General features: G+C 64.8%; 12 protein-coding genes. 3 read left to right on the top strand and 9 right to left on the bottom strand.

Annotated elements, in window-relative coordinates; genetic code table 11:
* Nucleotides 1-9: 9 nt before the first annotated feature.
* A complete protein-coding gene (locus GVL04_RS07170) occupies nucleotides 10-765 on the bottom strand; it encodes an SDR family NAD(P)-dependent oxidoreductase (RefSeq protein WP_159701739.1) in 756 nt (251 codons plus the stop codon).
* A 29-nt stretch (nucleotides 766-794) separates the two neighbouring features.
* Entirely contained in the window at nucleotides 795-1,940 is a 1,146-nt protein-coding gene (locus GVL04_RS07165) for an acyl-CoA dehydrogenase family protein (RefSeq protein WP_159701736.1), read from the bottom strand.
* Nucleotides 1,941-2,241: 301 nt separating this feature from the next.
* Here GVL04_RS07165 and GVL04_RS07160 point away from each other — a divergent pair, with 301 nt between their 5' ends.
* The 3 genes from GVL04_RS07160 to GVL04_RS07150 all read left to right on the top strand — a co-directional run bounded on the left by GVL04_RS07160 (nucleotide 2,242) and on the right by GVL04_RS07150 (nucleotide 4,802).
* Complete coding sequence (locus tag GVL04_RS07160; protein ID WP_159701733.1) at nucleotides 2,242-3,414, top strand: CaiB/BaiF CoA-transferase family protein; 1,173 nt, start codon at nucleotides 2,242-2,244, stop codon at nucleotides 3,412-3,414.
* 81 nt (nucleotides 3,415-3,495) lie between these two features.
* Nucleotides 3,496-4,308, top strand: a complete 813-nt coding sequence (locus GVL04_RS07155; RefSeq protein WP_159701730.1) for an enoyl-CoA hydratase/isomerase family protein — start codon at nucleotides 3,496-3,498, stop codon at nucleotides 4,306-4,308.
* Nucleotides 4,305-4,802, top strand: a complete 498-nt coding sequence (locus GVL04_RS07150) for a MaoC/PaaZ C-terminal domain-containing protein (protein WP_159701727.1) — start codon at nucleotides 4,305-4,307, stop codon at nucleotides 4,800-4,802. The genes GVL04_RS07155 and GVL04_RS07150 overlap by 4 nt, the downstream gene beginning before the upstream one ends.
* Before the next feature lie 61 nt (nucleotides 4,803-4,863).
* Here the strand turns inward: GVL04_RS07150 and GVL04_RS07145 are convergent, their stop codons facing one another.
* The 7 genes from GVL04_RS07145 to pdxS form a co-directional block, all read right to left on the bottom strand.
* Complete coding sequence (locus tag GVL04_RS07145; protein ID WP_159701724.1) at nucleotides 4,864-6,060, bottom strand: CaiB/BaiF CoA-transferase family protein; 1,197 nt, start codon at nucleotides 6,058-6,060, stop codon at nucleotides 4,864-4,866.
* Between the two features lie 10 nt (nucleotides 6,061-6,070).
* Nucleotides 6,071-6,829, bottom strand: coding sequence for an SDR family NAD(P)-dependent oxidoreductase (locus tag GVL04_RS07140; protein ID WP_159701721.1), 759 nt, complete (start codon nucleotides 6,827-6,829; stop codon nucleotides 6,071-6,073).
* Nucleotides 6,830-6,949: 120 nt separating this feature from the next.
* A complete protein-coding gene (locus tag GVL04_RS07135) occupies nucleotides 6,950-9,199 on the bottom strand; it encodes an acyl-CoA dehydrogenase family protein (protein WP_159701718.1) in 2,250 nt (749 codons plus the stop codon).
* A 51-nt stretch (nucleotides 9,200-9,250) separates the two neighbouring features.
* Complete coding sequence (locus GVL04_RS07130; protein ID WP_159701715.1) at nucleotides 9,251-9,997, bottom strand: CoA synthetase; 747 nt, start codon at nucleotides 9,995-9,997, stop codon at nucleotides 9,251-9,253.
* Complete coding sequence (locus GVL04_RS07125) at nucleotides 9,994-10,848, bottom strand: CoA transferase subunit A (RefSeq protein ID WP_159701712.1); 855 nt, start codon at nucleotides 10,846-10,848, stop codon at nucleotides 9,994-9,996. The genes GVL04_RS07130 and GVL04_RS07125 overlap by 4 nt, the downstream gene beginning before the upstream one ends.
* A 211-nt stretch (nucleotides 10,849-11,059) precedes the next feature.
* Nucleotides 11,060-11,689: a GntR family transcriptional regulator gene (locus GVL04_RS07120; protein ID WP_159701709.1), complete on the bottom strand. Its 630-nt coding sequence runs from the start codon at nucleotides 11,687-11,689 to the stop codon at nucleotides 11,060-11,062.
* A 393-nt stretch (nucleotides 11,690-12,082) separates the two neighbouring features.
* Nucleotides 12,083-12,994 carry a pyridoxal 5'-phosphate synthase lyase subunit PdxS gene (gene pdxS / locus GVL04_RS07115; RefSeq protein WP_159701706.1) on the bottom strand — a complete coding sequence of 304 codons (912 nt, stop codon included), beginning with the start codon at nucleotides 12,992-12,994 and terminating at the stop codon, nucleotides 12,083-12,085.
* Between the last annotated feature and the right edge of the window lie 394 nt (nucleotides 12,995-13,388).

Genomic DNA, 13,388 nt, shown 5'->3' with positions numbered 1-13,388 from the left:
TCTGTCTGGTTATCCGAAGCGGCCGCCGGACACGTGAACGACCTCGCCGGTGATGAAGCCCGCGTCGGGTGAGACCAGGAACCGGATGGCGGCGGCTACGTCGCCTGGTTCGCCGAGGCGCTTGACCGAGTTGTCCCGGATGGCCCGCTCGGCGATCTGCTCGAAGCGCTCGAGTCCGCGCAGGGATTCTGTCTGGACCAGGCCGGGTGCAATGGCGTTGGCCGTGATGCCGCTACGGCCCAGTTCCTTGGCGACGGACTTGGTCAGGCCTACCACGCCTGCCTTGGCGGCGGAGTAGTTTGCCTGCCCCGGGTTGCCGTGCCAGGCCCGGGATGCGACGGTGACGATCCTGCCGTAGCTGTGTTCGACCATGTGCCTGGCCGCGGCCCGGATCGGTACGAAGGTGCCGGTCAGGCAGACCGCGATGACGTCGGACCATTCCTGGTCGGACATCGACAGGAGCCGCGCGTCCCGCGGGAATCCATGTGCGGTCACCAGGATGTCGAGTCTGCCGTGCGCTCCCGCAATGCCGCCGAAGGCGTCCTCGACCGACGCGGAGTCGGTGACGTCGACGACCCGGGAATCGACCTGCGCACCTGGTACCTCGTCCCGGATACGGTCGGCGGTGGCGTCGAGCCGGCTTTGGTTGATGTCGACAATGACGACGCCGGCGCCCTCCCGGGCGAGCTCGATCGCTGTCGTGCTCCCTAGCCCGCCGGCACCGCCGGTGATAACGGCAATCTGACCGTCAAGTTGGTTGGCCATACTGTGCTTCTCCTGTTCGTGGTGATCGCTCAAAGGGTCCGGGCGATGATCTCTTTCATGATTTCGTTGGCCCCGCCGTATACCTTCTGCACGCGCGCGTCGGCATACATCCGGGCGATCGGGTACTCCTCCATGTAGCCGTATCCGCCCCACAGTTGGACGCAGCGGTCGATGACCTCGCACTGAATGTCGGAGAGCCACCATTTGGCCATGGCCGCGGTCTCGTTATCGAGCGTTCCGGAGCCGTGGGCGACGATGCAGTGATCGAGGAAGACTCGGGCGACCTTGGCCTTTGTCTGACACTCGGCGAGCTCGAAGCGGGTGTTCTGCTGCTCGAAGAGCGGCTTGCCGAAGACCTTGCGCTCCTTGACGTAATCGACGGTGAGCCGGACGGCCTTCTCAGTCTGGACGACGGCGTTGACCCCGAGGATCAGCCGTTCCTGGGGCATCTGGGTCATCAGCGCGGGGAATCCGGTGCCTTCCTCGCCGATCATGTTCTCGATCGGAACCCGGCACTCATCGAAGAACAGTTCGGCGGTATCGGCCGCGTGCTGGCCGATCTTCCGCAACGGCTGGCCGCGGTGGAAGCCCTCGGTCCCGGCCTCGACGACCAGTAGTGTGATCGCTTTGGGGTCCTCCGCCCCTTCCACCTTGACGGCGACGATGACGAGGTCGGCGGTGAGGCCATTGGTGATGAAGGTCTTGGTCCCGTTGACGACGTAAGAGTCACCTTCGCGCCTGGCTCGGGTCACCATCGCCCGGACGTCGCTGCCGGCGCCCGGTTCGGTCATCGCGATCGCCCCGATGAGGCGGCCCTCGACCATGCCGGGGAGCCAGCGTTCGCACTGCTCTTCGGTGCCGTACTTGAGAAGGTAGTCGGTGACGACACCGCTGTGGACGTTGTTCCCCCAGCCTTTCTCGAGAACGCTGGACTGCTCTTCAACGATGGCTATCTGGTGCAGGATCGTTCCGCCGGCTCCGCCGAACCGCTCGGGAACGGTCGGGCACAGGAGCCCGAGTTCGCCGGCGGCCAGCCAGAAGTCGCGGTCAACGAACCGCTGCTCGGACCATTTGGGCATAGCGGGGGCCGCGACGTCGGTGAAGAACTTTCGGGCCATGTCGCGCAGGGCAGCCAGTTCGGGATCCATCCACGGGGAGACGTAAGTCGAGGTCATGAGGTCTTCCTTTGGGCAAGAGGGGCGCAGCGCGCTTCACTTCGGGTGATCAAGGTGCCGTCTTCACAATGGAAGGTCCGGTTGGGGCCAGCGGACGATGCCGCCGTATGTCCTGTCGCATGCGAGGGATGGCAGTCCAAATCCGATGGCGGACTACCGTGCACCGCTGCCTCCTCATTGATCAGGTAGTACCCATGGTATAACTTTGCATGCGATAATACATACACTTTTGAACACGAGAACTGCGTGCGTCTCGACCGTCACTCTTCGGCACCGCCGCCCAACAGTACGAGGTATCTGAATGTCTGCCCCCACTCCCCCTCTGGCCGGACTGAAAGTCGTCGACTTCTCCGAGCAGGTGCCAGGGCCCCATACCACCCGCCTTCTGACGGCGCTCGGCTGTGATGTGATCAAGGTGGAGCGGCCAGGCGGCGACGCGATCCGGCTGCGCGAGGCCATCTTCAATGCCGAGAACCGCGGAAAGCGGAGCATCGCCCTAGACCTTAAGACCCAGGAAGCACGCGGCATCGCCCTGGATCTCATCGCACAGGCGGATGTCCTCGTCGAAGGGTTCCGCCCCGGGGTGATGGAACGCTTGGGGGTCGGGTTCGACGCCGCTCTCGCGGTCAACCCGAAGATTGTGTATGTCTCGATCTCCGGGTACGGCTCCTTCGGCCCTTACCGTGACCTACCGGGACACGACTTCCAATACTTGGCACTCGCGGGCGCGATCCCCAGGCCGGCCGAAGGAACAGTGGCGGACTATGTGCCAACAACCCTGCCCATTGCCGACCTGGGCAGTTCGCTGTACGCGAGTCTCGGCATCGTTCTCGCCCTCTTGCAGAAGCAGCAGGACCCCGCCGGGTTCACCGGCCGGCACATCGATGTCGCGATGGCGGACTGTGCCCTCGCCATGATGGAGCCGCGGCTGGCTGAGTCGATCCATCTCATGACCAATGACGCGGCCCTGGCCCGTCCCGGCTACGGCATCTACGCCACCGCCGACGGTGGGTACGTCTCGATAGGTGCCCTTGAGGACCACTTCTGGGTCCGTCTCACCGAGGCCCTTGATCTGCCTGACCTGCGATCGGAGGAGTTCCGCACATTCGCCCAACGCCGCGAGGCAGTCACAACGATCGATGCGATCCTGCGACCGCGCGTGGCCCGGTTCGGACGCGATGAGCTCGTCCAGCTGCTCATCGGCCATGACGTCCCTGTCGCCCCGCTCAACGACTTACTCGAGCCGGCCAAGGACCCGCACTTCCTCGCCCGCGGCATGGTCCGCGACGACGGGCCAGGCGGCACACCCCGAATCGCCGAATGGCCGTTGGCTCTGGCACCCTTCACCGACGACCGGCTCCTCACTACGGCGCCCACGGTCGGAGAGCAGAGTCGGGAGATCCTGAGCCAGCTCGGCCGGACGCCCGAAGAGGTCGGTCATCTCTTCGCCGAGGGGATCGTTCACGGGGCCTGAGCTCGTCGCGCGGGACCCCACCCCTTCCCGAACCCCAAACCCTAGCGCCCACCCGAGTGGGCCCCCCGAAAGGCATGTGACATGGACTGGTCCTCATACACCCGGTTGACCTTCGAGTACCCCTCCGAGGGGGTTCTCCTGTTGAAGATCAACCGCCCGCACCGGAAGAACGCCATGGACGCGATCCTCCACGCTGAGCTGAGCAAAGTATGGCGAGACATCGCCGCCGACGAGATGTGCCGGGTTGTGATTGTGACCGGGGAGGGCGAGGCCTTCTCCGCCGGAGGCGACTTCGAGATGGTTGAGGACACCCTCGGCAACTACGACACCGTCCACCGGCTCTTCGCCGAAGCATCGGAGATCGTCTACGACATCGTGAACTGCCCGAAGCCGGTTATCTCGGCGATCAACGGAGTCGCGGTCGGTGCCGGCCTTGCGGTTGCTCTGATGGCTGACATCAGCATAATCGCCGAGGATGCCCGGTTCACCGACGGACACATCCGCCTCGGGGTCGCCGCCGGAGACCACGCCGCGATCATCTGGCCCTTGCTGACGAGCCTCGCAAAAGCAAAGTACTACCTGCTGACCTGCGATTTCATCGACGGTCGCGAGGCCGAGCGGATCGGACTCGTCAGCAAATGTGTCCCCGCGGCAGACCTCCAGGCCGAGGCGCTTCGGATCGCCGAGAAGCTCGCCCGCGGCCCCGCCCACGCGATCACCGCCACGAAACGGTCCCTCAACCTCTGGGTCAAGCAGGCGGCTCCGATGTTCGAATCTGCGCTTGCCCTGGAGATGCTCGGTTTCTTCGGTCCCGACGCCCGCGAGGGCTTCAATGCCATGCAGGAGAAGCGCCGTCCCGTGTTCCCGAGCAACTCCCCCGCCTTCCAGCGATGAACGGTGACGCGGTCGTCGAAGCGCTCTGCCAGCCGATCTACTTCGACGACATCCCGCTCCAGCAGGTCTTCACCACGCCGGGCAGGACAATTACCGAAGCCGATATCATCGGCTTCGCCGGGATCTCCGGCGACTTCAACCCCCTCCATGTCGATGAGCACTTCGCCCGTTCGACCCCGTTCGGCGGACGTATTGCCCACGGGCTCCTCGTCCTGTCCATCGCTTCAGGGATGACAACGCGGCTGCCCGTGTTCGCGGCGCTCCAGCCGGCCTTGCTCGGAATGACCTCGGTGACCTGCTCCTGGCCCGCGCCGACCCGGATCGGAGACACGTTGACCATCGACCTCGTCTTCACGGAGGCCACGGTGACCCGGAGCGGGACCAAGGGTCTGGTCACGGAACAGCGGACCGCGAGGAACCAAGATGGTGTCGTGGTCCTTGAGAGCACCTGGTCGCTCCTTGTGGCCCGCAACGCAGGGAACGTAACCGCCTAGCCTGACGGCCCGGGAAGACACCGGGCATAGGCAAGGGTCGCCCGACGGCGACCCTTGCCTATCAGAGAGCCGCTCCCCCGTCCCGGAGCCGGCCGATTTCATCGGGCGTATAGCCGAGCTCGCCCAGGACAGCGTCGGTGTGCTCGCCCGCCCCCGGCGGATACCCCCAGGGCCGGGCGGGAGTGTCATGCATCCGGATCGGGTTGTTCACCGTCACGATGTCGCCGTGACGCGGATGCGAGAGCACCAGAGACATCTGGTTGTGGACAACCTGCGGATCAGTGAAGACCTCGTGGAGTCGATTCACGGGGCTGCACGGCACATCTTCGGCGTCCAGCAACGCCTGCCAGTGCCCCGTCGCCTGAGCACGGAAAGTGGCCGACAAGTCGAATATGAGCTCCTCACGGTGGGCAACCCGCTGAGCGTTCGTGCGGTACCGAGGATCATCGAACAGATCAGGTCTCTCCAGCGCGCGGCATAACGCCTCCCAGAACTTCTCAGTCAGGCAGGCAACGACAATCCAGCCATCACCCGTTTCGAAGACCTGATAAGGCACAATGTTGCTCGTCGCACCTCCCTGGGGCGCGAAAGGAGTACCCGTCCGGTGATAGGCGACGCTGAGATTGGACAACAGCGCAACCTGGCCATCCAACAGGTTCACTGAAACCTCTTGGCCCACCCCGTCACGGTCCCGCACCCGCAAACCGAGAAGGATCGCGTTACAGGCCAGGAACGAGCCGACGAAGTCAGCGACCGCCGGGGCCACCTTAACCGGCGAGCGCCCGGGTTCGCCGGTCGTGCCCATGGTGCCCCCGCGGGCCTGGGCGAGGATGTCCATGCCGGGCCGGTCGGCCAGGGGTCCGTCGCCGCCCCAGCCGGTGATGGAGCAGACGACAAGCCCGGGGAAGGAATCGGCGAGGCTTGCGTGGTCGAGTCCGAGCCGGCGCACGGCCGCTGGCCGCATCGAGGTCACGAGTACATCGGCCGTTTTGAGGAGTCGGAGGAGGACGGCCTTGCCGTCAGCGGTCTTCAGGTCCAGCCTGATCGAGCGCTTGCTTCGGTTGACGGCGAAGGAGTATGCGCTCTCGCCGGGGCCGAAGGCCTCGTCGACCTGACGCAGGGGGTCCCCGTCGGGGGGCTCGACCTTGATCACGTCGGCCCCGAAGTCGCCGAGCAATGACGTCGCGAAGGGTCCGGCGGCGATCTGGCTGAGATCGACGATACGGACTCCGGCGAGGGGGAGGTCTTGTGTGGCCACGGTCCGTTTCCTAGGTGTGCAGGTGGTATCCGCCCGAGACGCAGAGGACCTCACCGGTGATGAAGCTCGCCTTGTCGCTGGCGAGGAAGGTCACCGCGTTGGCGATGTCCTCGGGCATTCCTGGCCGGCCGAGCGGCGTCTTGCGTGCCATCTCGTCAACGTATTCCTTGCTGTAGATCTTCTCGAGGAACGGGTTCCATGTCAGTCCGGGAGCCACCGCGTTTACGCGGACTCCGAAGGGTGCCGCCTCGATCGCGGCGGCCCGGGTGAAGCCCATGACTCCGGCTTTCGCGGCGGCGTAGTGGGATTCTCCGATGGCCGGAGCCATCCATCCGGCAATCGAGGCCATGTTGACGATCGTGCCTGAGCCTTGGTCCCGCATAACGTTCAACGCCCGGCGTGTCACGAGGAAGGGGCCGGTCAGCGATACATCCATGACGAGCTGCCAGGTCGCTGTCTCCATCTCGTGGATCGGGGCGAGTTGGTTGAGTCCGCTGTTGTTCACGACGACGTCGAGCCGGCCATGCCGGTCGACGATGTCGGCGATCACGTCGTCGATCTGTTTCTCGTCGCGCACATCGCAGGCTACCCCGGTCACGTCCGCTCCGGTGTCCTGGCGGATCTGCTGGGCTACCTTCGCGGTACGCTCCGCGTGCTGGTCGCTGATGATTACCGTCGCGCCTTCTGCCGCGAATGCGCGGGCGACGCCTTGGCCGATCCCCGCCCCTGCGGCTGCGGTGACGAAGACTACTTTGCCTTCGAATCCCATGTATCTGTCCTCCATTAGTCAAAGATGAGTGAGTTGTTCCTGTCCCCGGTCGCCTCGGGCTACCGGTGGCGCTGGCGGGACGGGCAGGTCATCGGCCGGACCGTCCAGCACCTGCGCTGTTCAGTCGGCGCCCGTGATCAGTCCCCAGACGCCGCGGGCACAGGCTTCCTGGCCCAGTTCGCGCGCCCAGGATGCCGTCCCGCCGTCTTCGAGGGACCACGCCCACAGGCGGCGGCTGAGCCGTTGGAGCGGGTACTCCATCGTGACGCCGATGGCGCCGTGGACCTGATGGATCGTGCGGGCCGCGGAGATGGCCGCGTCCCCGGTCAGGACGCGGGCAGCGGCGATGGTCGTGGCGGCGTCGAGGATTCCGGTCGAAGCACGCTTGCGCGCGGCGTCGACGGCGACGGCAACTCGCTGGGCTTCGCACGCCACCCGGACGAGGTGGGTCTGGACGGCCTGGAAACGGGCGATCGGCTGGCCGAACTGTTCCCGCTGGTAGGCGTAGCTGATCCCCAGCTCTGCGGTTCGTTGGATCGCCGCGGCCAGTGCAACCGACCGCCCGAGGGCCGCGCGGAGCTGCAGTTCTCGCATGACCTCGGCCGCGGGAGTCTCGATGCGGCCCACACGGCTGGCAGCCATCTCGGCCAGATGTGCCTGCCTGAGCACAGGTTCCCCGGCAATCGTCGCGCCGGCTGTCCCGGCCAGAGCCCCGGCGGGGACAACGGTCACGGTGACCGGGCCGGAGTCTGCGCCGCTGACAAAGACCACCGGGGTGCCCTCGTGGGCCCAGGGAATCTCGCCGGGACCGTTCAGGGGCAAACCGGAGAGCTCTGAATTCCCGGCGGGATCTGCTGAGTCCAGGACACCGCCGAAGACCGCCGGCTCGGTGAGCCAGTCAAGGTCAATCCCGGCCTGAGCTGCGAGCCAACCGGCGGTCAGCGGGCCCTCGATAGCGGGCAGGCTCACCCCGCTGTAGGCCGCGGCGGCGATAACGTCCAGGATGTCATCCAGCGTTCCTCCGCCGCCCCCGAGCTCATCAGGAATGCCAACGCCAAGGAAACCCTCGCCCGCCAGCCGCCCAGCGAACCCGACCGAGTGGGCGTCGACGGCATCGCGAGGCACCGAACCGGTGCCCTGCTCAAGGAGATCCTCGGCGACAGTGGCAACAGTCGCTGCGACATCGGATGAGAGAGCCCAGGAACGCCGGCCGTCGGACCACTCCCGTAACTGGCGTCCCACGAGCAACCGGAGGACCTCGTTCGTGCCGCCCGCGGTGGTGAACACGGGCGACCGTAGCCGGTTGATGTCAAGGAACTCGTGGAACCGGGTTCCCTCCGGGCCCGGTGCGAGCGGCTCTGCCCGGTAGGGCCACAACTCGTCAACAAGCAGCTGCTCAAGCTCGGTCCCGAGGTCCTTGGCCATGGCAGCCTCCGCCACCGGCGAGCCGCCATCATCGACGAGACGGGCGATAGACAAAGTCATCTCACGAAGCCCGATCTGCTGCGAGACCACACGACCGATAAGCTCCCAATCCTGGCCCGGGTTCGGCGCCAGCGCCCGGGAATCGACGAAGGCCTCGAACAAGGGCATCGTCGTGAGATAACGCTCGGGCCCGGCCCGCTCCAGCGCAAGCTCGGCAGTAAGCTGCTCCCAGCCCGCACCGGGGCTGCCGATCAGCCAGTCGTCACGGGCGAACACCTCTTCGAGAATGACCTCATTGAAGTGCCGCTCACCGTCCATCCCCTCGATCGGGTGGACCTCAAGGCCCGGGGTGTCCATGGGAACGACAATGAGGCTCAGTCCTTCATGCTTGCGCTCACCGTCGCTGGTGCGGCAAAGGACCTCGATGTAGTCGGCTTGGTCCGCGTCGGTCGTCCAGATCTTACGTCCGGTGATCCGCCACCCTCCCTCGACGCGACGGGCCCTGGTTCGCACGGACGCGAGGTCGGATCCGGAGTCGGGTTCGCTGAATCCGCCCGCGATCAGACAGCGTCCGGCCGCGATCTGCGGCAGGAGCAGCTGGCGCAGCGACTCGGGGCCGTTGATGAGCAGGCTCGGTGCCGTCTGGCGGTCCGCTGTCCAGTGCGCGCCGAGTGGGGCCCCGGCTGCGAGCAGCTCGGAGACGACAAGTATCCGCTCGACGGTGGTCCGTTCCGTGCCTCCGTACTGCAGAGGGATCGTCATCCCGACCCAGCCCTGCTCGGCGAGCTCGGCACTGAACTCCCGGCTGAACCCTCCCCGGGTCGGGCTCGCCGAGGACGGGGGAAACTTGCGTGCGCGGGCAAACGAGCGGACCGAACGGACCAGGTCGCGCTCGTGCTCGCTCAGATCGACAGGAGGGAAGCCGAGTTTTCGAGCGGTGACCATCGTGGGCCTTCCTTGGTTGTATCAGATGGGGGGCATGTTGCCGGCAACGTCTCAGCCTTGAGCACGGAGCAGGCCGTCCGGATCAACAGAGGAGCGCAGCAGCGTCAGTTCCTCTTCAGTGGGGTAGAACCGTGGCGGGCGCTGCTCGTCGATCGCCCACCCCGTCCCCGCGAGGACCTCTTGCCACGGCCGGTCATCGAACGTGAGGTCCGGACGGAAAGCACCTTCTGCGTTCGGGCGCATGAGCACCGCAGGGGTGAACAGCGCTGCCGGGCCGCCGTTGGGCAGCCCGAGTTCGGACCTGGTCCGGCCACGCCGGGCGTGGCCGATGACCGAGGCGAAATCGACGGCCGAGACGAGCGTGCGCGGCTCATGGCGTGAAGTGAAGAGAATGGTGCGCTTCGCGGTGTGTCCGAGCATCGTGTTTGCCATCCCCGGTCCGCGCAGAGGACCCTTGGGCGTGGCGACTTCGTGGACGTTGACGCAACCGAATTCATCGATCTGCATCCCGCCGTAGAACATGACGTCGATGCCGAGCTCAGTGATCGCGAAGACGTCGCCGAGGTCACCGACCGCGGTCGGTCTGCAGTCCCATCCCGCGGAGAACTCAGGAACGAGCCGTTGCGGGTTGATGTAAACGCCAGCGCCGAGCACGGTCAGGCCCGGGGCGTGGGAACGCTGCGCCAGCAAGCTCGCGGCAAGGGGCACCGCCGAGGCCGCCCCGGTCAAGACGACTTCGTTGTCCCGCAGCTCGCGGGACATCGCAATCGCCATCTGCTCCTGGATCGTTGCGCTCATGCCGCCGCCTCCGCGACAAGTCCGGCCAGGACAGTGTCTCCGACCCGGTCCAAGTAGTCCTCATGGCTGATCTGACAGTTATCCGCGAGATACTCCGCGAAACCCCCGGCACGGACCTGCTCGGCGTACCGGCCCAGATGGTCCAGGTCCGCGACGTAGCCTCCCACGCTGCCGAGGGGATGGGCGCCGAAAGGGACCTCCACGATCTCATCGACAAGGTACCCCGGGATGGACACCGTTCCGACCTGCTCGGCGCGGGGAACGAGCCGGTCGACCTGGACCACGACGCGTTTGGCGGCCCGGGCGATGAGCACGTCAGCCCACCGGCTGCCTGCGTGAACAAGGTTACCGGCCGGGTCACCCACGGGAGCGTGGAGGAACGCAACATCGACCGTCAGCGGCCCGACGCCCCGGAAACCCCCGACCTCTCTGACCAGCGGGTTCCCCTCGACGAGGTCGTTCACGCCAAGATGATCCAGCGGCTGCACCGGCGCCCGATGGTTGGCCGCCAGGAAACCGCCAAGCAGCAATGCCTCGTCACACGGCTCATACTCGACCCCGGCCGACCCCTCGGCGTGCCGGGCCGCGGGAGCCAGCCCGATCCCGGCCAGCGAGATATGCGGGATACGGACACGGCTGACCCGTCCGGCCCCGATCAGGACATCCGCATCCCACGACGCGGCCGGCGCGGACGTCAGGAAAAGCCCGCTCACCCCGGACCGCAGCAGAGCCCGCACGAGCGCGCTGGGCCGGTTCTCCAGCAGCATCCCGCCCAGAGCGACACTCCTGACCCCACCCAAGGAAGCCTCAAAAGCTTCCAGGGACGTGACCTTCGGACCGGATACCGCCACGGAACACCACCACCTCATTTTGACCACAGTTTTGTATGCATTTGAGCATACTGATGGGCCAACAGACCGTCAACACACAACAATCAAAGAGCAGCCAGACCCACCACAACCGGCCAACAACACGAAAGCGGCCAGGAGCAAACCGGCAACAACCACACCGACAAACCCCTGCCCGCCAACGACAACAACGAACAATCAAAAAACCAACAAATCAGGAAACAAACATCCCACTCCGAGAATGCCCATGACCCCCCACACGATGCGCCTCACACACCACCACAAGATCCTCAACGTCATAACGACGCAACGTCTCGATGATCGCCTCGTGCTCAGAAACGATACGAGAGACCACCTCAGGCACGCCCCGCCACCAAGCTGCGCTATGCGCCTCCGACAACTGCCAAAGCCGGAGCACCTCCCGCCGCACCATTTTCAAAGGCGACAACTCAAAAATCGAAAAATGGAAGCTGCGGTTAAGCTCGACAATCTCGGTCACATCCTGAGCCTCCAATGCGACCTTGAGATTGGTATTAATTCGTTCAAGCTCTACAAGCTGGTCGGCAGTAGGACGCACCACCGTCCTGAGCAGCTCGCCCTCGAGCAAAGACCTCATTCCGAGAATCTGAATAAGATCATCGTCATCGAATCTGGCCACAACATAGCCGCGGTTCGCTTCATAAGTAACCAAGTCCTCGGCCTCGAGGGTCCGCAGCGCTTCCCGAAGTGGACTTCGCGAGACGCCAATCTGCTCTGCCAACTCGACCTGGAGAATCTTTTCGCCCGGTAGCAGCACCCGATCAATAATGAGTCCGCGGATCTGAGCGGCGGCCTGGAGGGTCATCTGGGACGAAAGCCCAGGACGCTTAGCACTTGCGCTCAGCACATTTCCGTCGAAGGCTATTTGGCTGCGGCCTGATCGCCCGTGTAGCTCTGCTACTCTCGTCCAATTAATAACCGCGCACCCCGTTAGCAACCGTGAGTAGAAGTAACTGCTCAGAACTCGGTTCGGCGAACGACGAGCCCGGAGGTGGAAGGGGGCCCTGCGATTCTGGGTGCCAATTCCTCCCCCGGAACCCAAGAAATAGCGTCAAAGGTACCTGCTGTAATTTTCCCTTGCTTGAGCTGACAGCTCCCGTCAAACAGATCCACCCAAACACCAACGGAATATCGTGTAGATACATATGAACCCGGTCTCTTAATCTTGGGTTTCTCAAGCGGAGCATTTGCGTCAGGATTACCAGCCGCGTTCTGCGAGGCGGTGGGGCTGGGGGATGTCGTCGACGTTGATGCCGACCATTGCTTCGCCGAGGCCGCGGGAGACCTTGGCGATGACATCGGGATCGTCGTAATAGGCGGTGGCGTTGACGACGGCGGCGGCACGCTCTGCCGGGTTGCCGGACTTGAAGATACCCGAACCGACGAACACGCCGTCGGCGCCGAGCTGCATCATCATCGCAGCATCAGCCGGGGTCGCGATGCCACCGGCGGTGAACAACACCACCGGGAGCTTGCCCGTGGCAGCGATTTCCTTGACCAGCTCGTACGGGGCCTGCAGTTCCTTGGCCGCAACGTAGAGCTCATCCTCCGGCAGGGCGGCGAGCTTGGCGATCTCGGAACGGATCTGGCGCATGTGCCCGGTGGCGTTGGAAACATCACCGGTACCGGCTTCACCCTTGGAACGGATCATCGCCGCGCCCTCGTTGATGCGGCGCAACGCCTCACCGAGGTTGGTGGCACCACACACGAAGGGAACGGTGAAGTTCCACTTGTCGATGTGGTTGATGTAGTCGGCCGGGGTCAGGACCTCGGACTCGTCGATGTAGTCCACACCGAGGGACTGCAGGACCTGGGCTTCGACGAAATGGCCGATCCTGGCTTTGGCCATCACCGGGATGGACACGGCGGAGATGATCGCATCGATCATGTCCGGATCTGACATGCGGGACACGCCGCCCTGGGCGCGGATATCGGCCGGAACACGCTCGAGCGCCATGACGGCGACGGCACCGGCGTCCTCAGCGATGCGGGCCTGCTCGACGTTAACGACGTCCATGATGACGCCGCCCTTGAGCATCTCAGCCATGCCCCGCTTAACGCGACTGCTGCCCGTGAACGCTGCTCGCTCCGATGTGTTGGGGATCTGCATTGATACTCCTTTGATGTGGCCTATTGACGGGCGTTTCGCCTTCAAGCTAGGTCGCCTAGCTCGGCTCCTGCAACAGGCGCCGAAATAGGGTGTCTTAGGCGATATTTTAAAGAAACGGGGCTATTGAGAGTTCCTTGGCAACCGAACCGGGGCAGCGACGAGCTCGCTGCAGCTCTTACCCACAAGTGAGGGCAAGGCCAGCGGTGTCAGGTACCTGTTGCTAGAGGTAACCAGCAGCGGAGTTCTCGAACGCACTCCAGCCGGTGGCCGGCGGCCCTACCCTGATGAAGGCGGAACCGATCTCCCACCTCATGAGCCGCTGCGGAGCCTGCGACGCCCTTGGTCCTTCACTCCGACGGCTGAAAGCTGGGAGAGCCCCTAATTCGGGGCGTTA

Source organism: Arthrobacter sp. 18067, assembly GCF_902706295.1.
In the GTDB taxonomy this organism is placed as follows: Bacteria; Actinomycetota; Actinomycetes; order Actinomycetales; family Micrococcaceae; genus Arthrobacter.
The sequence above is the reverse complement of the archived record's forward strand: the minus strand, read 5'-3'. Positions and strand labels throughout refer to the sequence as shown.